Origin of the sequence: Kitasatospora sp. NPDC059812, from assembly GCF_042732075.1 — a bacterium.
Taxonomy (GTDB): domain Bacteria; phylum Actinomycetota; class Actinomycetes; order Streptomycetales; family Streptomycetaceae; genus Kitasatospora.
The window spans coordinates 85573-110020 of the sequence record NZ_JBHWIO010000010.1 but is presented as its reverse complement, the minus strand read 5'-3'; the positions used below and the strand labels follow the sequence as shown (position 1 = coordinate 110020).

Annotated in this window: 14 protein-coding genes and 1 tRNA gene; 9 read left to right on the top strand and 6 right to left on the bottom strand. The window is 74.2% G+C overall.

All coding sequences use genetic code 11. The features are described from left to right. Positions 1 to 4: 4 nt before the first annotated feature. From ACFV6D_RS08160 to ACFV6D_RS08150, 3 genes are all read right to left on the bottom strand, one after another. The gene (locus ACFV6D_RS08160; RefSeq protein WP_380558913.1) at positions 5 to 9673 is read right to left on the bottom strand and encodes an amino acid adenylation domain-containing protein; all 9669 of its coding nucleotides are present in this window, start codon (positions 9671 to 9673) and stop codon (positions 5 to 7) included. Between the two features lie 124 nt (positions 9674 to 9797). Further along, positions 9798 to 11171: a serine hydrolase gene (locus ACFV6D_RS08155; protein ID WP_063348713.1), complete on the bottom strand. Its 1374-nt coding sequence runs from the start codon at positions 11169 to 11171 to the stop codon at positions 9798 to 9800. 10 nt (positions 11172 to 11181) lie between these two features. Further along, positions 11182 to 12189, bottom strand: coding sequence for a cyclopropane-fatty-acyl-phospholipid synthase family protein (locus ACFV6D_RS08150; protein ID WP_063348712.1), 1008 nt, complete (start codon positions 12187 to 12189; stop codon positions 11182 to 11184). Positions 12190 to 12443: 254 nt separating this feature from the next. On the opposite strand from ACFV6D_RS08150, the gene ACFV6D_RS08145 reads away from it, so the two are divergent. From ACFV6D_RS08145 to ACFV6D_RS08105, 9 genes are all read left to right on the top strand, one after another. Continuing rightward, complete coding sequence (locus tag ACFV6D_RS08145; protein ID WP_063348711.1) at positions 12444 to 12641, top strand: MbtH family protein; 198 nt, start codon at positions 12444 to 12446, stop codon at positions 12639 to 12641. A 43-nt stretch (positions 12642 to 12684) separates the two neighbouring features. Then, positions 12685 to 13647: a TauD/TfdA family dioxygenase gene (locus ACFV6D_RS08140; RefSeq protein ID WP_244293424.1), complete on the top strand. Its 963-nt coding sequence runs from the start codon at positions 12685 to 12687 to the stop codon at positions 13645 to 13647. Between the two features lie 264 nt (positions 13648 to 13911). Continuing rightward, entirely contained in the window at positions 13912 to 14676 is a 765-nt protein-coding gene (locus ACFV6D_RS08135; RefSeq protein WP_159398483.1) for a DUF4097 family beta strand repeat-containing protein, read from the top strand. A gap of 3 nt (positions 14677 to 14679) precedes the next feature. After that, positions 14680 to 15576, top strand: a complete 897-nt coding sequence (locus ACFV6D_RS08130; RefSeq protein ID WP_063348709.1) for an ABC transporter ATP-binding protein — start codon at positions 14680 to 14682, stop codon at positions 15574 to 15576. Beyond that, positions 15576 to 17180, top strand: coding sequence for an ABC transporter permease (locus ACFV6D_RS08125; RefSeq protein WP_380558911.1), 1605 nt, complete (start codon positions 15576 to 15578; stop codon positions 17178 to 17180). The genes ACFV6D_RS08130 and ACFV6D_RS08125 overlap by 1 nt, the downstream gene beginning before the upstream one ends. Before the next feature lie 207 nt (positions 17181 to 17387). After that, on the top strand, positions 17388 to 18641 hold the full coding sequence (locus ACFV6D_RS08120; protein ID WP_380558909.1) for a sensor histidine kinase: 1254 nt from the start codon (positions 17388 to 17390) through the stop codon (positions 18639 to 18641). Then, positions 18638 to 19315 carry a response regulator transcription factor gene (locus ACFV6D_RS08115; protein ID WP_063348706.1) on the top strand — a complete coding sequence of 226 codons (678 nt, stop codon included), beginning with the start codon at positions 18638 to 18640 and terminating at the stop codon, positions 19313 to 19315. Before ACFV6D_RS08120 ends, ACFV6D_RS08115 begins: the two co-directional genes overlap by 4 nt. A 242-nt stretch (positions 19316 to 19557) precedes the next feature. Next, positions 19558 to 20553 carry an ArsR/SmtB family transcription factor gene (locus ACFV6D_RS08110; protein ID WP_380423305.1) on the top strand — a complete coding sequence of 332 codons (996 nt, stop codon included), beginning with the start codon at positions 19558 to 19560 and terminating at the stop codon, positions 20551 to 20553. Positions 20554 to 20744: 191 nt separating this feature from the next. Further along, positions 20745 to 21701 (top strand): TauD/TfdA family dioxygenase, encoded by a 957-nt coding sequence (locus tag ACFV6D_RS08105; RefSeq protein ID WP_380558907.1) that lies wholly within the window; start codon positions 20745 to 20747, stop codon positions 21699 to 21701. A gap of 61 nt (positions 21702 to 21762) precedes the next feature. Here ACFV6D_RS08105 and ACFV6D_RS08100 read toward each other — a convergent pair. The 3 genes from ACFV6D_RS08100 to ACFV6D_RS08090 all read right to left on the bottom strand — a co-directional run bounded on the left by ACFV6D_RS08100 (position 21763) and on the right by ACFV6D_RS08090 (position 24323). Further along, positions 21763 to 21836 (bottom strand) — tRNA-Thr (locus ACFV6D_RS08100). Between the two features lie 82 nt (positions 21837 to 21918). Next, positions 21919 to 22584 (bottom strand): leucine efflux protein LeuE, encoded by a 666-nt coding sequence (gene leuE / locus ACFV6D_RS08095; RefSeq protein ID WP_063348703.1) that lies wholly within the window; start codon positions 22582 to 22584, stop codon positions 21919 to 21921. Positions 22585 to 22670: 86 nt separating this feature from the next. After that, positions 22671 to 24323, bottom strand: coding sequence for an alpha/beta hydrolase (locus tag ACFV6D_RS08090; protein WP_380558905.1), 1653 nt, complete (start codon positions 24321 to 24323; stop codon positions 22671 to 22673). Between the last annotated feature and the right edge of the window lie 125 nt (positions 24324 to 24448).

Genomic DNA, 24448 nt, shown 5'->3' with positions numbered 1-24448 from the left:
CTCCTCATGCCTCGCTGCTCGTGCCGGTGTCCGCCAGTCCCTCGGCGGCCAGGATGTCCGCCAGGACCTTGTCCTCGATGAGCGCCGCCAGCTCGGAGACGGTCCGGGCGGTCATGACCTCCCGCGGCGACAGGGAGATCCCGAACGCCCTGCGGACGCTTGCCATCACGCCCAGGCTCCGGATGGAGTCCCCGCCCAGGCCGATGAAGTCGTCGTGCGGGCCGACCTGCGCCACCCCCAGGACGTCCGACCAGATGCCCGCCAGGGCCTGCTCGGTGGGCGTCAGCGGCTCCTGCGGCTCCGGTGCTGCGGGCTCGGCGGGCTCGGTGGACCGTTCCGCGGGTCGGCCGAGCGCCGCCCGGTCGACCTTGCCGTTGGGGGTGAGGGGCAGCGCCGGGACGAAGGCGAAGCCCGCCGGGACCATGTGCTCGGGCAACAGCCCGGCCAGGAAGCGGCGCAGCTCGGCCGCGTCCGGCGCGTCCGGGCCGCCGGTGGTCACCACGTGCCCGCCGAGCACCCCGTCGGCGACCGTGGCAGCGGCCGCGGCGACGCCCGGGTGGCGGGTCAACGCACTCTCCACCTCACCGAGTTCGATCCGGAAGCCACGCACCTTCACCTGGTCGTCGACCCTGCCCAGGTACTCGATCACGCCGTCGGCGCGGCGCCGGGCCAGGTCGCCGGTGCGGTAGAGCCGTCCGCCGGGCGCACCGAACGGGGCGGCGACGAACCGCTCGGCGGTCAGCGCCGGACGGCCCCGGTAACCGCGGGCCAGGCCGTCGCCGCCGAGGTACAGCTCGCCGGTGACGCCGTCGGGCACCGGGCGCAGCGTGCCGTCGAGCAGGTAGGCCTGGGTGTTGCGGATCGGCCGGCCGATCGGGACGGCGCCCGGGGCGAGCGGCTGCCCGGGCTCGGCCCGGTACACGATGCAGCCCACGGTCGCCTCGGTCGGCCCGTACTCGTTGATCACCGCGCTGCCGGGGTGCCGGGCCCGCCAGCCGGCGAGGGTCTCGCCGGGCAACTGCTCGCCGCCGACCACCAGGTCGGCCGAGCCGGCCGCCACGTCGGGCAGGCGCTCCAGCAGCGGGAGGTGGCTGGGCGTCGCCTTGACGAAACCCACCGCGGTACCGGCGGCGGCCAGTTCGGCGAGCGCGTCCGGCTCCAGCGGGGACACCACGACCGTGCCGCCCAGGGTGAGCGGGGTCCACAGCGCGGTGACGGTGAGGTCGAAGGCGATCGAGGAGTGCAGCAGCGCCGAGGTGCGCAGGCCCGGGTACGCGTCGGCGGCGTGGGCCAGGTAGTGCGCCAGCGAGGCGTGCTCGACGACCACGCCCTTGGGGGTGCCGGTCGAACCGGAGGTGTAGAGCACGTACGCGGTGTCCGCCGGGGCGGGTCGGACGACCCCGGTGTGGTCGTACGGGCCGGCCAGGCCCGCCAGGTCCACCAGGTCGACCGGGCAGCCGGCCGGCGCCTCGCCGTCCAGGGCCGCTGCGCCCTCGGCGTCCGCCAGCAGCCGCACCGGACCGCACTCGGCGAGCAGGGCGCCGAGCCGCCGGGCCGGGTGCTGGAGGTCCAGCGGCACGTACCCGGCGCCGGCCTTCCACACCGCGAGCAGGGTCACCACCAGCAGCGCGGAGGGCCGCATGGCGACGGCCACCACGTCCTCGGTGCCGACCCCGGCGGCGCGCAGACGGGCGGCCAGCGCGTCGGAGCGCGCGGCCAGGTCGGCGTAGTCGAGGCGGCCGTCGGGGCCGGTCAGCGCGAGCGCCGCGGGAGTGCGCCGGGCCTGGGCGGCGATCCGCTCGGGCACGGTGGTGCGGTCCACGGCGACCGCGGTGTCGTCGTGGCCGGTCAGGTGCCGCCGCAGTTCGTCCTCGGTCAGCCAGGGCAGGTCCACCAGCCGGGTCGGCGCGTCCCGCTCCGGCTCGGCCATGCCGCCCAGCAGCAGACCGAGCCGGTCGGCGAAGGTCCGCACCGTCCGCTCGTCGAACAGGGCGGGGTCGTAGGCGAACGAGAAGGTCAGCCGCTCGGTCGGGTAGACGCCCACCGTCACCGGATAGTTGGTGGTCTCGGCGTCGGCGCTCACGTCGCGCAGGGCGAGGCCGCCGACGGTGAGCGCGGCGTCGTCCACCGGGTAGTTCTCGAAGACCAGCACGCTGTCGAAGAGCCTGGCCGGGGCGGCGATCCCGCTGCGGGCCTGGATCGCGGTGAGCGGCAGGTGCTCGTGCACGCGGGCCCGCACCTGCTCCTGCTGGAGCTCGCGCAGCCAGGGCCCGAGCTCGGCCTGCGGGTCCGCGAGGGCGCGGACCGGCAGGGTGCCGATGAACAGCCCGACCATGTCCGGCGCGCCGTCGAGGTCGTTGGGGCGGCCGGAGACGGTCGCGCCAAAGCAGACGTCGCCCTGCCCGGACAGCCGGCACAGCAGCAGCGCCCAGGCGCCCTGGACCACCGTGTTCACGGTGACCTGCCGGTCCCGCGCGGCCCGGTAGACCCGGGCGGACAGCTCGGCCGGCAGTTCCACCCGCAGCCGCGCGGAGGACCTGACCCGGTGCTCGCCGGTCGGCCTGCGGTCGAAGGGCAGCGGGGTGGCGGTGGTCAGGCTCGCCAGCCGCTCGGTGAAGTACCGCTGCGCCTCGTCGGTGTCCCGGGCGAGCTGCCAGGCCACGTAGTCGCGGAACGGCGGCCGCTCGACGGCGGCGGACGGCCGGCCGGCGCGCAGCGCCGCGTACTCGGCGAACAGGTCGGAGAGCACCTGGTAGAGGCTCCAGCCGTCCAGCAGCGCGTGGTGGAAGGTCCACAGCAGGTGGAGCGAGCCGCTGTCCAGCCGGGCCGCGGTGAGCCGGGTGAGCGGGCCGCCGGCCAGGTCCACGCCGAGCGCGCGGTCGGCGGCGAAGAGCCGCTCCAACGCCTCGGCCCGCCCGGCCTCGTCCAGTCCGCTCCAGTCCAGCACGGTCAGCGGGGTGGGGACGGTCCGCAGCACCCGCTGGACGAACCCGCCGGCCCCGGCGTCGGCGACCGTGGTGCGCAGCACCGGGGTTCGGTCGACGGTGCTGCGCCAGGCGCGTTCCAGCAGGTCGACGCGGTCCACGCCGTCCAGCACGAAGGCGAACTGGGCGAAGTAGGCGTCCTGACCGCCGGTCTCGGCGGCGGCCTCCAACGAGTGGAAGAGCATGCCGGCCTGCATCGCGGTGAGCGGATAGAGGTCCGCCACCGCTCGGCCGTCACCGGCCAGCCGGTCCACCGCGGCCTGGTCCAGCCGCAGCAGCGGGAAGTCCGAGGGGGTCCGGCCGCCGGCTCCGGGTTCGCCCGCGTGCGCGGCCAGCGCGCGCAGCGCATCGGCGGTGGCCTCGGCGAGGCGCCGTACGGTGGCCTCCTCGTGCACCTGGTCGGAGTACTGCCAGAGCAGTTCCAGGGCGCCGCCGTCGCCGAGGACGGCGATGACGTCGAGCAGGTGGGGACGGACCGACTCCGGGGACTGCCGCAGCCACATCCGCGGCCGGGTGCCCGCCTCGAACGGGCCGCCCTCGGGCAGTTCCTCGAAGCGGCCGAGGTAGTTGAAGCTCACCTCGGGCGCGCGGTCGCGCTCGGTGCGGTGGGCGGCCGCGTCGCGCAGCGCGCCGTGGCCGAGGCCGCCGCCGGGGACGTCCCGCAGCCGCTGCTTCACGGACTTGAGGACGGCCGGCCAGCCGGCGGCCGGGTCGGGCAGGTCGAGGGCGACGGGGTACACGGCGGTGAACCAGCCGACGGTGCGGGACAGGTCGGTGCCGTCCCGCTCGGCCCGGCCGTGGCCCTCCAGGTCCACCAGCACCTTCGGCAGGCCGGTCCAGGCGGCCAGCGCGGTGCCGAGCGCGCTCAGCAGGACGTCGTCCGGGCCGCCCCGGTAGCGGGCCGGGAGCTCCCGGAGCACCGCGTCCGTCTCGGCGGCGGTCAGCCGGACGGTCAGCGTGCGGGTCGAAGCCGCGGTGTTGGCACCTGCCCGGTCGCGCGGCAGCCGGGGCGTCGCCCGGTCCGGCACGCCGTCCCAGTAGGCCCGCTCGGGCTCGAACTCGCCGGCGGCGGTGCGGGCTTCGAAGTCGAGCGCCCAGGCCCGGAACGAGGTGGTCTTGGCGCCGAGCCGCACCTCCCGGCCGACCGCGGCCTGCCGGTAGGCGTCGGCGAGGTCCTCCAGCAGGATGCGCCAGGAGACGCCGTCGACCACCAGGTGGTGGGCCGCCAGCACCAGCACGTCCGGCCGCTCGGTGCCGCCGCGCAGCAGGGTGGCGCCGAACAGCGGGCCCTCGGCGAGGTCGAACTCCTCGGCCCGCTCGGCCACGTCGTCGATCCGGCGGTCCTGCTCGTCGACCGGCAGGCCGGCCAGGTCGACGACGTGCAGCAGGGGGCCGACCTGGCCGGGCGCGTGGTGGCCGACGGTCCCGGTGAAGCGCAGCCGCAGCGCGTCGTGCTGCGCGAACAGGGCGCGCAGCGCCCGCTCCAGGGCCGACTGGTCGACTCCGGGGGCCAGTTCGACCCGGACGGTCTGGTCGAAGTGCCCGGGCCGGGCCGGGTCGGTGCCGTGGAACCAGCGCTGGATCGGGGTGAGCGGCAGCTCGCCCTCGACCGGGCCCTGTTCGGCGGCGGGCGCCTCGTCCCGGGCCCAGACCGCCACGGCGGCCAGCGCGGCGACGCTCTGATGCCGCATCACGTCGCCGGAGCGCAGGGAGAGCCCCTCGGCGCGGGCCCGGGCGGCGACCCGCATGGTGAGGATGGAGTCCCCGCCCAGCTCGAAGAAGTTGTCCTCGACACCGACCCGTTCCACGCCGAGCAGCCGGGCCCAGGTCTGCGCGAGCAGCCGCTCCTTCTCGTCGCGCGGCGCCAGGTAGGCCCGCCCGGCGTCGGCCTCGGGCAGCGGCAGGGCAGCCCGGTCGAGCTTCCCCGCGGCGTTCAGCGGCAGCGCCGGCAGCGTGACGAAGGCGGACGGCACCATGTACGAGGGCAGGTGCTCCGCCAGTGCGGCGCGCACCCCGGCGGTGTCCGCGCCCTGCTCGGCGTCCCGGGGCACCAGGTAGCCGACCAGGCGCTTGGAGCCCGCGCCGTCCGGCAGGGCCAGGACGGCGGCGTCGGCCAGCTCCGGCAGCCGCAGCAGGGCAGCGACGATCTCGCCGGGCTCGATCCGGAAGCCGCGCACCTTGACCTGGTCGTCGGCCCGGCCGAGGAACTCCAGCACGCCCTCGGGCAGCATCCGGGCCAGGTCGCCGGTGCGGTAGAGCCGCTCGGCCGGGTCGAAGACCGCGGGGCCGAACCGCTCGGCGGTCAGCTCGGGCCGGCCCAGATAGCCGATCGCCAGGCCGTCGCCGGCCAAGTACAGCTCGCCGGGCACGCCGTCCGCCACCGGCCGGCCGTCCTGGTCCAGCAGGTGGACCCGGGTGTTGGCCAGCGGGCGGCCGATCGGCACCGAGGCCCGCTCCAGGTCCCGCCCGGTGATCCGGTGGGTGGTGGCGAACACCATGGACTCCACCGGTCCGTAGCCGTTGACCAGGCGCAGCCCGGGGTGGCGGCGCAGCACCCGGCCGACGTGCTCGACCGAGACCGCCTCACCGCCGGTCAGCACCTGGCGGAGCGTCCCGAAGATGCCCGGGTACTCCTCGACCATCACGTTGAACAGGCTGGAGGACAGCCACAGGGTGGTGACGCCGTGCCGCTCGACGAGCTCGGCGATCGCCTCCGGCTCGGGCGTGGGGGCCGGCTGGAGGACGCAGCGGGCGCCGTGCAGCAGCGCGCCGAACAGCTCCAGGGAGAACGCGTCCCAGGAGATCGGCGCCGTCTGCAGGACCACCTCGTCCGGCCCGAACCGGGCGTAGTCGGTGCCGACGAAGGTGCGCACGGTGGCGCGGTGGGCCGCCAGCACGCCCTTGGGCCGACCGGTGGAGCCGGAGGTGAACATCACCGTCGCCGGGTCCTCGGCGCTGCCCGGGACGGCCGGGTCAAAGCCGTCCTCGGCGTCGGTGGCCGGGTCGGTGAGCGACAGCAGGACCGGGTCGCCCGCGGCGGGCCAGGCCGCCCGGACGGTCGCCTCGGCGTCGGCCCCGACGAGCGCGACCGGCGCGGCCAGGTCCTCGATCATCAGCCGCAGCCGCTCGACCGGCAGGCCGGTGTCGAGCAGCGCGTAGGCGCCGCCGGCCTTGAGCACCGCCAGCAGCCCGACGACCATCCCGGGCGAGCGCCGGGCGCAGACCGGGACGAGCGTGCCGCGCCCGACCCCGGCGGCCGCCAGTCGGCGGGCCAGCCGGTTGGCCTGGGTGTTGAGCTCGCCGTAGCGGACGACGGTCTCCTCGTGCACCAGGGCGACGGCCTCCGGGCGGAGCCGGGCGACGTGCTCGAACAGCTCGTGGACCCGGGCCCCGCGCGGGTAGGTGGTCCCGGTGTCGTGCCAGTCGGCCCGGGCCCGCCGGGCCCCGGCGTCCTGCGCGCCGACCAGGGCGAGCTCCCCGGCGGGCGTGTCGGCGCCGGCGACGGCCGACCGGAGCAGGCCGAGCAGGTGGTCCGCCAGCCGGGCGACCGTGGCGGCGGTGAACAGGTCGGTGCTGTACTCGATGCCCGCGCCGAGCGTGTCGCCGTGGTTCCAGAACTCGAAGAGCAGGTCGAACCGCGAGGAGGAGCGCGGGAGTTCGGCCTCGGCCAGGTGGAGCCCGGCGGCCGCCGCCCCGGGGCGCAGCAGCGACTCCTGGTAGGTGACGGCGGTCTGCACCAGCGGCATCCGGCCCGGTTCGCGGACCGGACGCAGCGCCTCGACCAGCCGGTCGAACGGCACCTCGCCGTGCTCGACCGCAACCAGGGTGGACTCCCGTACGGCGTCGACGAGTTCGCCGAACGGCCGGGCGGGGTCGAGCGCGGTGCGCAGCGGCACCAGGTTGGCGAAGAAGCCCTGGGTGTCGTCGTCCACGCCGTCGCGGCGACCGGCGGTGGCGATGCCGAGGGCGAAGTCGCGCTGGCCGCTGTGCCGGGCCAGCAGGACGTGCACGGCGGCGGTCAGCGTCATGAAGACGGTGGCCCGACGGGCCCGGGACAGGGCGCGCAGCCCGGCGGCCAGCTCGGCCGGGACGCGGAACCGGTGCAGGGCGCCGGCGCCGGTGCGGGCCGCCGAGCGCGGCCGGTCAGCGGGCAGGTCGAGCGGCGGCAGGTCGGCGAGCCGCTCGCGCCAGTACGCGATGTCGGCGTCCCAGGCGCCGGCCCGGGCCCGGTCGCGCTGGTCGGCGGCGTGGCGGGCGAACTGGTCGGGCGCCGACGCCACCGGGCCGAGCGGCCCGCGCACGGCCCGGCCGTAGAGCTCGAAGAGCTCCCGGAGCAGGGCGCGGGTGGACCAGCCGTCGGTGACGATGTGGTGCTGGTCCAGCACCAGCACGTGCCGCTGCCCGGGCAGATGGATCAGCAGGGTGCGCAGCAGCGGCCCGGCCACCAGGTCGAACGGACGGGCCGTCGCCTCGGCGAGCAGTCGCTCGTGCTCGTCCGCCGCCTTCCCGGCCGACAGCGCGGTGAGGTCGACCACGTCGAGCGCGGGCTCGCCGGGCTCGTGCACCACCTGCACGCCGCCGTGCTCGCCGGCCCGGAAGGTGGTGCGGAGCACCTCGTGCCGGGCGAGCACCGCGCCCAAGGCGGCGCGTAGCGCCTCGTCGTCCAGTTCGCCGGTCAGCTCGATGCCGACCGCGGCGCCGTACCCGGCCAGGGCCGGGGCGGCATCGTGGAGGAACCAGAGGCTCTCCTGGGCGAAGGACATCGGCACGGTGCCGCCGTGACCACCCGGCGCGCCGTCGCGCGCGACGGCCCGGACCGGGGCGGGGGTGTGCCCGGCCGGTCCGACCAGGGCGGCGACCGCGCCCGCGGTCGGCGCGGCGAACAGCTCGCGCAGACTCGGCGCGGTGCCGAACTCCGCCTTCAGCCGGGCCAGGACGCGGGCGCCCAGCAGCGAGTCGCCGCCGAGGTCGAAGAAGTCGTCGGTGGTCCCGACACCGGTGGTGCCGAGGGCCTCCTCCCAGATCCGGACCACGGCCTCCTCGACCGGGCCGTCCGCCGGCACGTGGGCGACCCCGCGGCCGGTCCGGTCCGGCGCGGGCAGCTTGGCGCGGTCCACCTTTCCGGAGGGGTTGAGCGGGAAGTGCCCGACCGGGACCACCGCGGAGGGCAGCAGGTGCTCGGGCAGGGTGCGGCGCAGGTGTGCGGCGAGCTCGGCCCGGGTGGGCGCGGCCAGGCCCGCCTCCGCGCGAACGTGGACGACCAGTCGGCGGTGGCCGCGCTCGTCCTCGGGTGCTCCGGCGGCGGCCTCAGCGACGGCCGGGTGGGTCAGCACGGCGGCCTCGACCTCGCCCAGCTCGACCCGGAAGCCCCGGATCTTGACCTGGTCGTCGGTCCGGCCGCGGTAGCGCAGCACGCCGTCCGCGGTCCACTCGGCGAGGTCGCCGGTGCGGTAGAGGCGGCCGCCGGCCGGTCCGTACGGGTCGGCGACGAAGCGCTCGGCGGTCAGACCGGGGCGGCCCAGGTAGCCGAGCGCCAGCCCGTCCCCGGCCACGTACAGCTCGCCGACGGCGCCGGGGGCGACCGGCCGCAGCCGCTCGTCGAGAACGTGCACCCGGGTGCCGGTCACCGGGCGTCCGATGTCGGGGGCGGTGCCGTCCCCGGGGATCGGGTCGCTCATGGTGGCGCAGACGGTGGACTCGGTCGGCCCGTACCCGTTGACCATCAGCCGGCCGGGCGCCCAGCGGGCCGCGACCGCGGCGGAGCAGGCCTCGCCGGCCGTGACGACGGTGACGCCGGCCGGGACCGCCCCGTCCGGCAGGGTGGCGAGCACCGCCGGCGGCAGGGTGACGTGGGTGATCCGCAGTTCGGCCAGCAGGTCGCCGAAGGCCGGACCGGGTACCAGCCGCGCGGCGTCGGCCAGGACCAGCGTGCCGCCGGTGAGCAGCGCCATGGAGAGTTCGAACACCGAGGCGTCGAAACTGGGGCTGGCGAACTGCAGCACCCGGGAACCGGGGCCGGCCGCCAGCTGGGCGACGTGCTGGGCGGTGAGGGCGGCGAGGCCGTGGTGGGGCACGGCCACGCCCTTGGGGCGCCCGGTGGACCCGGAGGTGTAGATGACGTACGCGGCGTCCAGTGGGTGTCCCGGCCCGACCTTCCCGGCCGCGGCCGGGTCGGTGTCCGGGCAGCCCGCCAGCGCCTCGGCGACGGCCGGGTCGGCGAGGTCCAGCACGGCCGGCGGGCCGTCGGCGGCCCGGACCGAACCGGCGCCGTTGGTGAGCAGCAGCCGCGGCGAGGCGTCGGCGAGGACGTAGGCGACCCGCTCGGCCGGGTAGGCCGGATCGACCGGCAGGTAGGCGGCACCGGCCTTGGTGGTGGCGATGGCCGCCAGCACGAGATCCGCGCCGCGGGCCATGCCGAGCGCCACGATGCTGCCGGGGCCGACGCCCCGGTCGATCAGCAGGTGTGCCAGCCGGTTGGTCCGGCTGTCCAGCTCGGCGTACGAGAGGGTGCCGGCCCCGGACACCAGGGCGGGCGCCCTCGGGGCCCGCTCGACCTGCCGGCGCAGCAGCTCGGGCAGGGTGCCGGCGGCGGGCGCCGGCGGTCCCGCGTGCCACCCTGCCGCCTCCGCCGACGCCGGGTCGGTGCCAGTGATGAGCCGTGCGTCCGGGGAAGCCGCCTCGTGCGACATGGTTGTGTCTCCTGCCCTTCGGTCTGCTCTGCCCGTTCAGCCGGCCGTCCGGTCCGACGACGGCTTCGGACTCCCGCGGGTCGCGGGAGTCCGGAACACGCTGGTTACTGCCGTGTACCGCCGCTCACCACCGGGCCGCCAGGCGCCCGCCGACCTGCATGCGGTCGATCCGCCCGGTGTCCGGGTCCCGGTGGAAGCGGCCGGTGTAGCCGGTCCGCTCGGTGGTCAGCTCGACGACCGAGAACGCCAGGTCCGACCGGACGGCGAGCCGGGCGAACGGTCGGCCTCCCTGGTCGAGCCGCAGGCCGTCCGGGTCACGGACCAGGCGGTACTCGGTGGCGCCGTTGCGGTAGGTCCCCGCGCAGTCGGCGAGGAGGTGCTCGGGGGCCGGCGGCGCGTCGCCGCGCAGCCGGGTGAACGGGTGACTGCCGACCTCGATCCCGGCCTCGCCCAGTTCGGCCAGCAGGTCGTCCCAGAGCGCGAGTCCGGTGCCCGCGTTGGTGGTCAGCGCGACGACCGTGCCCTCCTGCGGGTCGACCCGCAGGTGGCAGGAGGTGCCGTCGCCGGTGCCGTCGTGACCGACCCAGGTCCGGCCGTCCGGGGCCAGGTGGTGCGCGAGGCCGAGGCCCCAGGCGTCGGCCAGGCCGAACGCGTCGGTGTTCGGCTCGATCCGGCGCATCGCCTCGGTGACCCGGGGCGGCGGCAGCAGCGGCCCGCGCGGGCGCACCGGTTCGTCCGCGAGCAGGGTGCCGAACCGCAGCAGGTCCGCGGCGGCGAGCGCGAGCGCGCCGGCCGGCGCCTCCACCGGCGGCAGCAGCTGGGCCACCGGGCGGGCGGTACCGTACGCCGGCTGCGCAGCGTGCCCGGGGACGTGCCCGGCGGCGGCGCCCGAACCGGTGACGAAGGCCGCTCGGATGCCGAGCGGACGCAGCAGGACCGAGGTGACGGCCTCCTCCCACGGCATTCCGAGGGCCAGTTCGGCGACTCGGCCGGCCGCCACCAGCCCGACGTTGGAGTAGGAGAAGGCCGTGCCCGGCGGGCAGACCACGGTCGCCGCGGCCTCCCTGAGGTACTGGTCGCGGTCGGCCGGCGGTTGCTCGGCGGGGTGACTCCCGGGCAGTCCGCCGGTGTGGGTGAGCAGGTGCCGCAGCGTCAGTTCGCTTCCGAGCGCCCCGGGCAGCGCCGCGAACTCGCGGAACTGCTCGCCGAGCGGGGCGTCCGGGTCCACCTCGCCCTCACCCGCCAGGGTCGTCAGCAGCGCGGCGGTGAACGGCTTGGTGAGCGAGCCGACCGGGAACCGGGACTCCGCGACGACCGGCCGGCCGCTGTCGTGGCGCTCCTCCCCGGCCACCACCACCGAGGTCACGCCCCGGTGCAGGATGGCGAGTTGGGCTCCGGGGACGGTGTGCCGGCGGATCAGTCGATGCAGCAGCCGGCCGAGCCCGCCGGCGCTGGCCGGGTCGACGCTCCTGGTGGGGGTTGCCGAGGTGGTCGTCATGGTGTCGGGGTCACTCCAACTCGAAGACGACGGAGGCGGCGGGCGACTCGATCCGCTGCTCGCCGGCCAGCTTCCAGCCGGTCTCCTCGAAGACCCCGTACCACTCGTCCAGGGTGGGCACGTACACCCCCATCAGGTCGTGGGCGGACTCGAAGCCGAGGTTGAACAGCGGGATCCCGCGGTCCGGGTAGCCGACCGTGCGGGTGGTGTCGCCCAGCAGGAAGCGGCGCACGTTGGGGAACCGCTCGCGCAGGGTGCGCATCGACTTGACGGCGTTCTCGCGGGGCCAGAAGTCGTGGCCCATCATGAAGCAGGTGAGCAGCTCGACCTCCGCGAAGACGGGGTGCGGGGCCAGGTCGCGGGCGTCCGCCTGGAGAGCGGTGATGCGGTCGGACAGGCCGGCCCTGGCCACCTCACGGGTGGTCATCTCGACGGCCGGGAGGCCGATGTCGAGGCCGAGCCCGCGGGTGCCGGGGTAGCGGTTGGCGAGCTGGATGAGCCGCTCGCCGCTGCCGCAGCCGAGGTCGGCGGCGACCTTGAAGTCGAACGGCAGCCGATCCATCGCGGCCCAGAACGCCGGGTCGAACGAGAACGAGGACAGCTCGCGGCAGGCGTAGCCGATGGCCGCGCCGTCACGGTGGTGGAAGGAACCGACCCGGTTCTCTTTTCGGAGCACCGAGGGCATTTCGGTATAAAGACCGGAGCAGCCCCGGCTGAGCCAGTGGAAGTACGACCGGTAGGTGTTCACCTCGTCGAAGATCGGGCCGGGGCTGACGGTGCCGCCATCGCGGGTGACGACCCCGACCGAGGCGAGCGCCTGGAACATCCCGCGGGACGCGACCGGGTCCAGCCCGAGCTTTTCCGCCAGTTCCTCCGCATCCAGAGAGGCGGCGCCGTCCAGTTCGTCGAGCGCGCCCACCTCCCAGGCTGCGGCAATTGCCCAGGATGCCACCGCCGAGTTGTAGATGTCGGCCGATGTCAGTTTTGCCCCGGGTATCGCCACTTCAGTGATCGACATGGATGCCTCCTGTTCGGTTTCCGGCAGGTGCCATCAGTTTCGACCGGAACCAACAGCAGGCTCCAGCTCCTTAAGCAGGGCACGATAACCGCAGGTCAGCGCGATATACCGGCCCGCCACAGGCATTCGGCGAAGCGAAGCCGAAGGGTCCGTTTTCTGATTTAAGGCCTGGCTTAACGAGCTTGTCAGCACGCCGAACCGATTCCCAGCATGAGCGGTGCCAGTGCCAGCCCCACCAGTTCAGGGAGAGACGAATGGGCAACCCGTTCGAGAACGCCGACGGCACCTTCCGGGTTTTGGTCAACCAGGCGAACCAGCACAGCCTCTGGCCGGATTTCCTCGACGTTCCAGACGGTTGGTCGTCGACGTACGGACCCGACTCCAGGGAGGAATGCCTGAATTACGTCGAGAGCAACTGGAACGACCTCCGCCCACGCTCCATCGCGTCCTGACCGGAAATCCCCAGGGCGCACCGACGCGAAAGAAAGGAAAGCGGTGTCCACGCTGCGGTTGCACGATGAAGAGCGCGACGAGATCGCGGTTCTCGCCGATGAATTCCTGGAGTCGCTGAACGGCGACCAGGACCCCTCGCGGATGTCCGCGGCCGCCACCGGCGCCGCCCAGCGGCTGCCCGAGCGGCTGCGGACCTTCCTCGCCGCGACGCGGACCGGCGGGGAGGCCATCACCGTGGTCTCCAACCTGCCGGTCCGGGCCGATCTGGAGCCCACCCCGCTCGGCTGGGAGCCGGCCGCCAAGCTCGGCGCGGGCTGGCACGAGGAGGGCGTGCTGGCCCTGGTCGGCGCCGGACTCGCCGAGCCGTTCGGCTGGACCAGCCAGCAGGCCGGCCGGCTGGTCCACGACGTCTGCCCCACCCCCGAGGACGACAACTCGCTGACCAGCGCCAGCAGCACCAGGGAGCTCAACTTCCACACCGAGGACGTCTTCCACCCCTGCCGCAGCGACTACGTGGCCCTGCTGTGCCTGCGCAACCCCACCCAGGTGGGCACCACCTACGTCCGCGCCGAGGCACTCGACCTGCCTCAGGACGTCCGCGAGGTGCTGTTCCAGGAGCGCTTCCTGTTCCTCCCGGACGACTCCCACAACCTCGGCTCGCTGCCCGACAGCGCCGGCGACGGCTCGCAGCTCGGCGCCGTGCTGTTCGGCCCCCCGAACACCCCCTACCTGCGCTTCGACATCGACTTCATGCGCCCGCTGCCCGGCGACGACGCGGCCGCCGAAGCCGTGGAGACCGTCCAGGCCGTCCTCGGCGAGCACGTGGAGCGGATCTCGCTCGCCCCCGGCGACCTGGTCTTCGTCGACAACTTCCGGGTGGTGCACGGCCGGGAGTCCTTCCGCTGCCGCTTCGACGGCACCGACCGCTGGCTCAAGCGGGTCAATCTCACCCGCGACGCCCGGCGAATCAGCGCCGTCACCGGAAAGCGGACCGTGCTGATCTGAGGCCGGAGCCGGCGGCCCGCGACAACCGCTTCCGAACACCCCTTCCCCGCCCGCCCGGCACGGCCTTCATCGGCCCGTGCCGGGCGGGCGCTCTTTCCCCGAGGAATTCGTATAGTGAACCCCCGGTCCACCCGAGTCCGTTCACCCGTGCCGCCCCAGCCGAAAGAACGAGAGCACGTCCTCGGCCAAAGGGACGAGGCGCCCCGCCGATCTCTCCCGAAAGGCGGATGTTGCCGCCCCGGCCCCGCCGGGAGCATGACGGGTATGAAAATGTCGACCGCCAAGCTGGCCTGGGTGGCCCCGATCTCCGCGCTGGCCATCGCACTCACGGGCTGCGGTGTGAGCGACGACCTGGACGCCCAACCCCGCAACGATTCCAAGGACTTCGGCTTCCAGGGCACGCACCTCACCGTGGACACCGACAAGGATGTGACCCTGGTGCCCGCCGACGGCACCACCCTCAGGGCCGACCGCAGGCTCGCCGGCCAGGCCGCGAAGGACGGCAACGCCGCCTGGACGCTGGAGGGCGAGACCCTCAAGCTGTCCGGCAAGTGCAGCGGCATCGTCCTCAACTGCAAGGCCCAGTACACCGTGCACGTCCCCAAGGGCGTGGCCGTGACCGTCCAGGGCAGCGGATCGGCCGGCGTCACCGCCAAGGGCGTCGACGGCAAGCTCGACGTGAAGACCGAGCAGGGCTCGGTGGACCTCGACGGCCTCGCCGCGCCGCTCACCGTCCGCACCGACAAGGGCAAGGTCGACGCGAGCGGCCTCTCCTCCACCGACGTGGACGTCGCCAACGAGAACGGCAGCGTGAAGCTGACCTTCGTCAAGGCGCCCGACAGGGTCAAGGCCGAGTCCGACACCGGCAGCATCACCGTGCGGGTCCCCGAGGACGGCACCCGCTACCACGTCGAGGCCAAGGCCGGCTCGTCCAACCCCCACGTGGAGGTCGGCGAGGACCCGAACTCCGCCCACGCCATCACCGTCGCCTCCAAGGTCGGCGTCGTCCGCGTCAACACGAAAGACTGAGCGATGGAACTCCAGATCACCGACCTGACCAAGGAGTACCGCGGCGGCAAGCGCGCGGTGGACTCCTTCTCGTTGACCCTGCGCCCCGGCGTGCTCGGCCTGCTCGGCTCCAACGGCGCCGGCAAGTCCAGCCTGATGCGGATCCTGGCCACCGTCACCAAGCCGACCTCCGGCCAGGTGTTCTGGAACGGCACCGACATCGCCGAGAACCCCGGCCCGCTGCGCCGCACCATCGGCTACCTGCCACAGGACTTCGGCGTCTACCCGCAGCTGACCGCCCGCGAGTTCCTCTCCTACCTGGCCTCGGCCAAGGGGCTGCAGGGCCGTTCCGCGAACGCCCGGATCACCGAGCTGCTCGACCTGGTCAACCTCTCCGGAGCCGCCAAGCAGCGGCTCGGCTCGATGTCCGGCGGCATGCGCCAGCGGGTCGGCATCGCCCAGGCGCTGCTCAACGACCCCCAGCTGCTGATCGTCGACGAGCCGACCGTCGGCCTCGACCCGGAGGAGCGGATGCGGTTCAGCAACCTGCTCACCGGCCTCGGCTCCGAGCGGATCGTGATCCTCTCCACCCACATCGTCTCCGACGTGGCGGCCACCGCTGACCGGATCGCCATCATGGGCAAGGGCCGGCTGATCCACCACGGCACCCCGGAGGAGCTCCTGCGGCTCGCCGAGGGCTCGATCTGGGAGCTCACCGTGGCCTCCGACCAGATCCCGGCCCTGCGCTCGCGCTTCGTCCTCGGCGGCACCACGCGCACCCCGCAGGGCGTCCGTGCCCGGGTGATCTCCCCGCACGCGCCCGCCCAGCACGCCGAGCCGGTCCCGCCGCGGCTCGACGACGCCTACCTGCTGCTGACCTCCGCCCCGGCTCCGGCCGCCCCGCAGGCGGTGGTGCGCTGATGGCGGGCACCGTCACCGCGCTCGCCCTCGCCGACTTCCGGGAGCGCCGACGCCGCCCCGCCTACCTGGTGGTCCTGCTCGGCACGCTCGCCCTGGGCCTGCTGGCCGCCCCGGTCGGCTCCTCGACCTGGCAGGTCTTCCAGATCAGCGGCTACCGGGGCCTGTACACCAGCGGCTACGTCGGCACCGTCACCGCGCTCGGCGGCGCCGTCTGGCTGGCGCTGGCCGGCTTCAACATCACCCGCGGCACCGTCCCCAAGGACGAGCGCAACGGCGTCGGCCAGATCCTCGCGGCCACGCCGATGACCCGGCCCTCGTACCTGTTCGGCAAGTTCTGCAGCAACCTGCTGGTGCTCGGCTCGATGCTGCTCGCCCTCGCGGTGACCGCGTTCGGCGTGCAGCTGGTCAAGGGCGAGTCGTACCACGTCGACGTCGTGCGCCTGCTGCTGCCCTTCGTCCTGATCACGCTCCCGCTGCTGGCCCTCGTCGCCGCCTGCGCGGTGCTCTTCGACACCCTGCCGGGCCTGCGCGGCGGCATCGGCGCGCTGATCTGGTTCGTGGTCTGGCTGGTCGGCATCATGGCCTCCCAGGCCTCCGGCGCGTACGACCTGCTGAGCATGGAACGGATCAGCGAGTCGATGCGCCAGGCGATCTCGGCGGCCGGGCACCCGGCCGAGGCGGTGCGCTTCGGCGTCGGCCTCACCTCCGACGACAAGACCCCGGTCACCTTCGACTGGCAGGGCCTCGGTCTCGGCAACCTGGGCGGCGGTCTGCTGGCCAACGCCGCGCTGCTGGTGGCCGGTTCGCTGGTGGCCGCGCTGCTGTCGGTGCTCTGGTTCCGCCGCTTCGACCCGTCCGCCGCCATCGGCGCGGTCGGCGCGCTGGTCCCGGGCGCCAAGGGCGCGGCCGACCGGACCGGTGCCGAGCACGCGGACCACGCCGAGGAGCCGGCCGCCGGCGCGGGCACCTCCTTCGGCCTCGACCCGTCCCTGTTGACGCCGCCCCGGACGGGCTCGTCCTTCCTGCCCACACTGGTCGGCGAGGTGCGCATCCTGCTCCAGGGCATGCGCTGGTGGTGGCTGGGCACGCTGGCCCTGGCCGTGCTCGCCGCGTTCGTCCCGAGCGGGAACGTCCTCCACCCGGTGCTGCCGCTCACCGTGCTCTGGCCGGTGCTCATCTGGTCCCGGATGGGCAACCACGCCGGCGCCGGGAGCATCGACGACCTGCTCGCCGCCTGCCCGGCCGCGGGCCGCCGGCTGCTGGCAGGACTGCTCGCCGGGATCGCCGTGGCGCTGGCCGTCACCGCGGTGCCGATCGTCCGGCTGAGCGCCTCCGGCGACACCGGCGCGGCGGTCGCCGCCCTGGTCGGCGCTCTGGTGGTGCCCGCCCTGGCGATGCTCTGCGGGATCGTCAGCCGCGGTCCCCGGCTGTTCCAGGCGCTCTACCCGCTGCTCTGGTACGCGATGTTCAACCGCATCCCCGAGGTCGACTTCCTCGGCGTGGCGGAGGGCAAGGGCCCGGGCACGGCCGCGGTGGCCGCCGCCGCGGTGCTACTGGCCGCCCTGGCCCTCGGCGTGGACTCCGTACGGCGCGCCAACCGCTGAACCACCGCCCTCCGAGACAGGCCCCGGCCCCCGGCGCCAGGCCCCGAGCGGCGCCCGGCACCCCCGTCCGGGCGCCGCTCCGACCGTCCCCGTCCAGCCGACGGCACCGACCGCCCGACCCGCCTCACCCGCCCCGCTCCCCCGCGACCTTCCGGCCTCCCGTTCCCTGATCGACCGTCCGACTCCACCGACCCGAAAGGCCGGCCCGTGCGGCTCCCCAGCCTCCGAGACCTCCTCGCCCACCCGGCCCCGGACGAGGCGTCCCCGGCGACGCCGGTGTCCACCCTGCCGCGCGCCGCCCGGGCCGCCCTGGCGGTCGGGTTCGGCGTGCTGTGGCTGCTGGACCTTGCCATGAGTCTGGACACCGCCGGACCGCTGCTGCCGCTCGCCGGGCTGGTCCCGGCCGCCCTGGTGCTGTTCGGCCCACGCGGCCGGCCCGAGCTGCGCGCCGGGGCGGCCGCGCTCTGGTCGCTGATCTGGTCCGCCGTGGGCTTCGTCCGCGGCACCGAGCAGGACTCCCCCGGGCTGATGGAGCTGCTCGCGCTGAGCCTCCTGCTGATCACCACCGCCCGGCACATCCGCGCCCGCGCCGCCGTCCTCGGCACCTGCACCGCCCTGGTGACCGCCCTACTGGGGCTGGCCGCACGGGTCTCCCGCAGCGCCTCCGGGACAGTGCTGACCGTCATGCTGCTGGCCATCGTCGCCGGCGCCGCGATCGCCCTCGGCTGCTACCTGCGCGCGGCCGACACCCGCCGGCTCCGGGCCGTGGAACAGGTTCGCCGCGACGAACTGATCGACCTCGCCAACGACCTCAACGACTTCGTCGCCCACCACGTCACCGGCATCATCGTGCTGGCCCAGGCCGGCCGGGCGATCTGGCAGACCGCGCCGCAGGAAGTCGTCCCGATCTTCGACGACATCGAGCAGGCCGGCAGCGAATCCCTGGAATCGATGCGGCAGTTGGTCGCCATGCTGCGCGAGGGAACCGACCTGGCCGCCGCCTCGCCGCTCTCGGGGCAGGGCATCGCGCACATACCCGTCATGGTGGAGTCCTTCCGCCGGGGCGGCACTCCGGTGGACCTGCAGCTGGACGAGGCCGCGCTCACCGCCCGGCTCGCGCCCGAGATCGTCACCACCGCGCACCGGGTGATCACCGAGGGCCTGAGCAACGTGCGCCGGCACGCCCCGGACGCCACCGGGGTCACCGTACGGATAGGCCTCGGCCCGTCCACCCTGGAGGCCACCGTGCGCAACGGACCGCCACGCGGGGGAACGCCCCGCAAGGGTCTGCGTGTCCCCCACCTCGGACAGCAGGACCTCGGCCTCCTCGGGCTCCAGGAGCGCGTCCGGGCGGTCGGAGGAACGCTCACCGAGCGCCCGGACGATACGGGAGGATGGGAACTGACGGCCCTGCTCCCCGTGAGGAACACGGACCCCAGCACTCGGAGGATGCCGGCATGACCATCAAGGTGCTCATCGCGGACGACCAGGACATGGTCCGCACCGGCTTCCGGCTGATCCTCGACAGCCAGCCCGACATCGAGGTGCTCGGCGAGGCCGCCGACGGCGCCACCTGCGTCGAACTCGCCCGCCGGCTGAGGCCCGACGTCTGCCTGGTAGACATCAGCATGCCCCGGTTGAACGGCCTGCAGGTCACCCGGCTGCTGGCCGGCCCCGGGGTGAGCGACCCGCTGCGGGTGGTCGTGGTCACCACCTTCGACCTGGACGAGTACGTCTACGGCGCGCTGCGCGGCGGCGCCCAGGGCTTCCTGCTCAAGGACAGCGGATCGACCCTGCTGATCGAGGCGGTCCGCGCGGTCGCCGCCGGCGACGCGATGGTCTCCCCCGCCGTCACCGTGCGGCTGCTCAAGCGGCTCTCCGCCGCCGGGCCCGGAGCGGCCCAGGCCGCCGCGACGACGCTCTCCCCGACCGTCCTGACCGACCGGGAACTCGACGTGGCACGGCTGGTCGCCCGCGGCCGCACCAACCAGGAGATCGGCGAGACGCTGGCCATCTCCCTCTCCACCGTCAAATCCCATCTGGCCAGTGTCCAGACGAAGTTGAAGGTGCGCAACCGGGTCGAGATCGCCGCCTGGGCCTGGGAGGGCGGCACCATGCAGCGGGGTGGGGAATAGGGACGAAACCCGGGTGGAACACCCCCTGTTCGCCGCACCTCCACCGCCCCCACCCTTCCTGTCACCGTGTGCGACTCCTCGGCCCGCCCCTGCGGATCTCCCGAACGGGGGATACCCCGGCGCGCCGGCGAACGGCGATGATTGCCCCCAGTCGAATAGGGGGAGCTTCGGCCGAACGTCCGCGTGGCCAAGTTCTCTTCGGGGGAAGGGAAAACACGTTCGTGAGCCGCATCGTCTTTTCCATGGAGGATCTCGTCCGCGTCCGGGTCGCCGGACCACCGACAGCCGAGGCCGAGGCGGCGTTCGCCTTGGACAACTGGTCGAAGAACTCGGGTGGTTACTTCCGAAGATGGCATCAGACAGTCACCAACAGCGTACGGAGCCGAGAAGAGCTCCAACGCCTGATACACCGCTTCGACCTTTCCGGACGGACCATCTGGGATCTGCTCGGCGCTCCGCCGCCGCAGGTGGACGATCCGTCCGACCCGTTACCGCGACTTCCGACACGAACCGCCGGTGAGGACCTCTCCTCCGGACCGGACGGCCTGGTCCAGGAGTTCGGCACGATCGCCGTCCTCCCGTACTGGCAGGCCATCCACGCCCGGCTGGTCCGCGACACCGACGCCTACCGGCAGATCATGAGCGCCTCCGGGGTGGAGACGCTGCTCCAGGCCCTGCACCCGCGCGTCCACTGGCGGGCACCGGTTCTGGAGGTCGAGGACGACCGGGACCAGACCATCGAGCTCAGCGGCCGCGGCCTGCTCATCACGCCGTCGCTGTTCCTGACCGCGCCCGCCGTGGTCCCGCCGCACGCCACCGTGGTCAAGGCCGAACCGGCCCCGGCCCTGGTCTTCCCGATCCGCCCGGACTCCCGCGGGGACGCCGTGCTCGGCACCCGCGAGGCCGAGCGGCCGCTCGACTCCGCCCAGGGCGAGGCCCTCGCCAGCCTCGTCGGCAAGACCCGGGCCGCCCTGCTGGAGGCCCTGCTCAACGGCAGCACCAACGGCGAACTCGCCGACCGCGTCGGCGTGTCCAACGCCGCCGTCAGCCAGCACACCTCGGTCCTGCGGGCGGCCGGCCTGATCGCCACCCGTCGCACCCGCAACCTCGTCCTGCACACCGTGACGCCCCTGGGCCGTTCCCTGCTGAACGGCGGCACCCGCCTCCTGGCCCACCCCCCGGGCACGGCGCCGCACCGGAACGCGCCCCACGGCAGGTCCGTCCTGGCCGGCCGGTAGCCCTCGGCCCACCGCCGGGGCCCCGGCCCCGGCGCGGCCCCGGCCCCGCGTTCGCCAGACGTTTTCGGGCCTCTCTTAATCGCCTGTCCCCGGCGGCGGCCACGCCGCGAAGATGATGGCGTTCCCGATCCCCGCCACCACCGCACAGACGAGGTGAAGCCGCCGTGACGAGATCGCGTACGGACCTTGAAGTGTCCTTCCTCGAAGAGAGCGGGACGGTGCAGCCCGTCGCCACCGTTCCCGACCGGGCGGAGCGCGGCGAGTGGCTGCTCGCCCACCGCCCCGAACTACGCCGACTGACCCTGCGCCACGGCTCGCTGAGGCTCGTCGGCGCCGCAGTCGCCTCCACCGACGAGCTGGCCGGGGTGGCCGCCGTCCTCGGCGGCGGCGCCCTGGAGTACACCGAGCGCTCCACTCCGCGCTCGCGGGTCGCCGGCAGCGTCTACACCTCCACCGAGTACCCGGCCGACCAGCGCATCCCCCAGCACAACGAGAGCTCCTACTCCTCGCGCTGGCCGGACCACCTCTTCTTCCTCGCCACCCGCACCCCGAGCACCGGCGGCCAGACCCCGGTCGCGGACAGCCGCACCGTCCTCACCGGACTTCCGGCCGAGCTGGTCGAGAAGTTCTCCGCCCTCGGCGTGCGCTACACCCGTGCCTACCACGACGGCATCGGCCTCTCCTGGCGGGAGGCCTTCCAGACCGAGGACCGCAGGCACATCGAGGCCTACTGCCGCGACAACGGCATCGCCTGGGAGTGGGAGGGTGACCTGCTACGCACCAGCCAGGTCCGCCCGGCGCTCACCCGGCACCCGGTGACCGGCGAGACCGTCTGGTTCAACCAGGCCCACCTCTTCCACATCGGCTCGCTGCCCGCGAGGACCACCGAGGCGCTCCTCGCCGTCTTCCCCGAACAGAACCTGCCGCGCAACGCCTACTTCGGCGACGGCAGCCCCATCGACGCCGACACCCTGGCCGAGATCCACGCCGCCTTCGACCGCACCACCCTCGCCCCCGACTGGACACAGGGCGACGTCATGGTCGTCGACAACATCCTCGCCAGCCACGGCCGAGCCCCCTACACGGGCGACCGCACCGTCCTGGTCACCATGACCTCCGCCGCCTGGGCCGACTGGCCCACCCCCTGACCCCCACCCCACGCACGCAAAAGCCCCAGGTCACGGCGAGTGAGTCCTGGGGCTTCTACAGAGCCGCCTGCGGGATTCGAACCCGCGACCTACGCATTACGAGTGCGTTGCTCTGGCCAGCTGAGCTAAGGCGGCACCGTTGTCACGCGTGGTGGCAACGCGGGCCAGTCTACACAGGTTTCGCGGGTGATCCACACCCGGTTGGCGGGGGTGGGGGTCAGGCGGAGGAGACGGCGAGTTTGGCGGCGAAGCCGGCGAAGAGGACGGCGACGCCGCTGGTGAGGGTGGCGGAGAGGCGCCTGCGGCGGCGGAAGGTGGCGGCGAGGGTGGTGCCGGCGAAGATCAGCAGGGAGAGGTAGAGCACGCTGAAGGTCTGGAGGATGCCGCCGAGCAGGCCGAAGGAGAGGGCCGGCTGACCGTAGGCCGGGTCGACGAACTGGGTGAAGAAGGAGAGCAGGAAGAGGATCGCCTTCGGGTTCAGCAGGCTGATCACCAGGGCGCGGCGGAACGGGCGCTCGACGGGTTCGGCGGCCGGTTCGGCGGTGGCGGCGGGGTTGTCGGGGTTGTCGGCGGTCCGGCGTTCGCGCCAGAGCTGGCGGGCGGCGCGGAGCATGCCGTAGCCGATCCAGAGCAGGTAGGCGGCGCCGCCGAGCTTGACCACGGCGAAGACGGCCGGGTTGGCCTTGAGGAGGGAGGCGGCGCCCAGCGAGGTGAGGCTGATCAGGGTGAGGTCGCCGACGAAGACGCCGGCGGCGGCCTGGTAGCCGGTCCGGATGCCCTTGCGGGCGGCGACGGACAGCACGTACAGGGAGTTGGGGCCGGGCAGTAGGACGATGACGAGGGCGCCGAGGACGTACGTCGCCAGGTCGTTGACTCCGAGCACGGTGCGCTCCGGGGAGGGGATGAGGGCGGGGGGGGCGCTCATCGTAACGTCGCACCGGCGGTCGGTTGAAGCGGAAACCATCCCGCCTACCGGGCGCAGCGCCTGCCCGGCTCCGGTGCCTCACCCGCCAGCAGGTAGCGGTTGACCACGCCGTCCACGCAGGCGTCGTGGTGCCCGTACGCGGTGTGGCCGTCCCCGTCGTAGGTGAGCAGGCGTCCGGACTCCAGTTGCCCGGCCAGCGCCTGGGCCCACGCGTACGGGGTGGCCGGGTCGCGGGTGGTGCCGACGACGACGATGGGGGCGGCGCCGGCGGCCCGGATGGTGTGCGCCGTGCCGGTGGCCCGGACCGGCCAGTAGGTGCAGGCCAGCGCCATCCACGCCATGTCGCGGCCGAAGTGCGGCGAGGCCTGTTCGAAGTCCGGCACGGCGCGCTGGACGTCCTCCGGCCCGGCGAACGGGGCGGGCAGGTCGAGGCAGTTCACCGCCGTGTTGGCGAACATCAGGTTGGGGTACGAGCCGTCCGCCTCGCGCCCGTAGTAGGAGTCGGAGAGCCTCAGCAGGCTGGTGCCGTCGCCGGCCTTGGCGTCGGTGAGCGCGGTACGCAGCTTGGGCCAGAGGAAGTCGGCGTACATGGCCTGGATGACGCCGGTGGTCGCCTGGGCCGCGGTGAGTCGGCGGCCGTGGTCGGTGCTGGGCAGCGGGTGGGCCTGGACGGTGGCGAGCAGGGCGGTGAGCTGATCGCCGATCTGCTGTTCGGTGCGGCCGAGCGGGCAGTCCTCGTGCTTGGCGCAGTCCTTGGCGAAGGCGGCCCAGGCGGTCTCGAAGCCGCCGGCCTGGGTGCGGTTGCCGGTGACCGAGTCGAGCGACGGGTCCACCGCGCCGTCCAGCACCAGCCGCCCGACCCGGCCGGGGAAGAGCCCGGCGTAGGTGGCGCCGAGGAAGGTGCCGTAGGACTTGCCGACGTAGTTCAGCCGCTCGTCGCCGAGCAGGGCGCGCAGCACGTCCATGTCGCGGGCGGCCTCGACGGTGCCGAGGTGGCCGAGCGCCGCCCCGGCGCGCTGCCGGCAGCCCTCGGCGAACTCCTTGTCGGCGGCGATCAGCGCGTCGATTCCGTGCTGGTCGCCGGGGGTGAGGTCGACGGCGGTGTAGGCGTCCATCCGGTCGCCGCTCAGGCAGGTGACCGGGTTGCTGCGGCCGACTCCGCGCGGGTCGAGGCCGACCAGGTCGTACCGGGCGCGCACGCCGCTGTCGTACGTCCGGGCGGCGGCCTCCAGGTACTCGACCGCCGAGCCGCCGGGCCCGCCGGGGTTGAGCAGCAGCGAGCCGAGCCGGCCGCCCCCGGCCCCCTCCGCGGAACCCGAACCCGAACCCGAGCCCGCTGGGACGGCGGTGGCGCGGGCCGCCACCAGGGTGAGGTCGCCGTCGCCGGGGCGGTCGTAGTCCAGCGGCACCCGGAAGGCTGTGCACTCGAACCCGCCGTCGCACGACTGCCAGTCGAGCCGTTGCGCGTAGTACGGGGCCAGCCCGGCCGGGACGGCGGCGGGCAGCGGCTCCAGCGGCGTGACCCCGGGCGGGGCCGGGGTGGACGACCCGGCGCCCCCCGCCCCGGACGAACCCGCTGAGCCCGCTGAGCCGTCTGAACCCGACGAGCTCGACGAACCCGACGAACCCGCACCGCACCCGCCCGCCAGCAGCCCGACGGCGAGCGCCGCGGCCAGTACCCGCCCGGTGGCCCTCATCCGACCCCTCGCGATCATCCGAGCCCTCTCGATCGTCACCCAGGGTCGTCGCCCGGCGACCCGCCTCGCATTGCACCACAGCGCGCCGCCCGGCACCCGCCACGGGCACCGGGCGGCGACGCCCC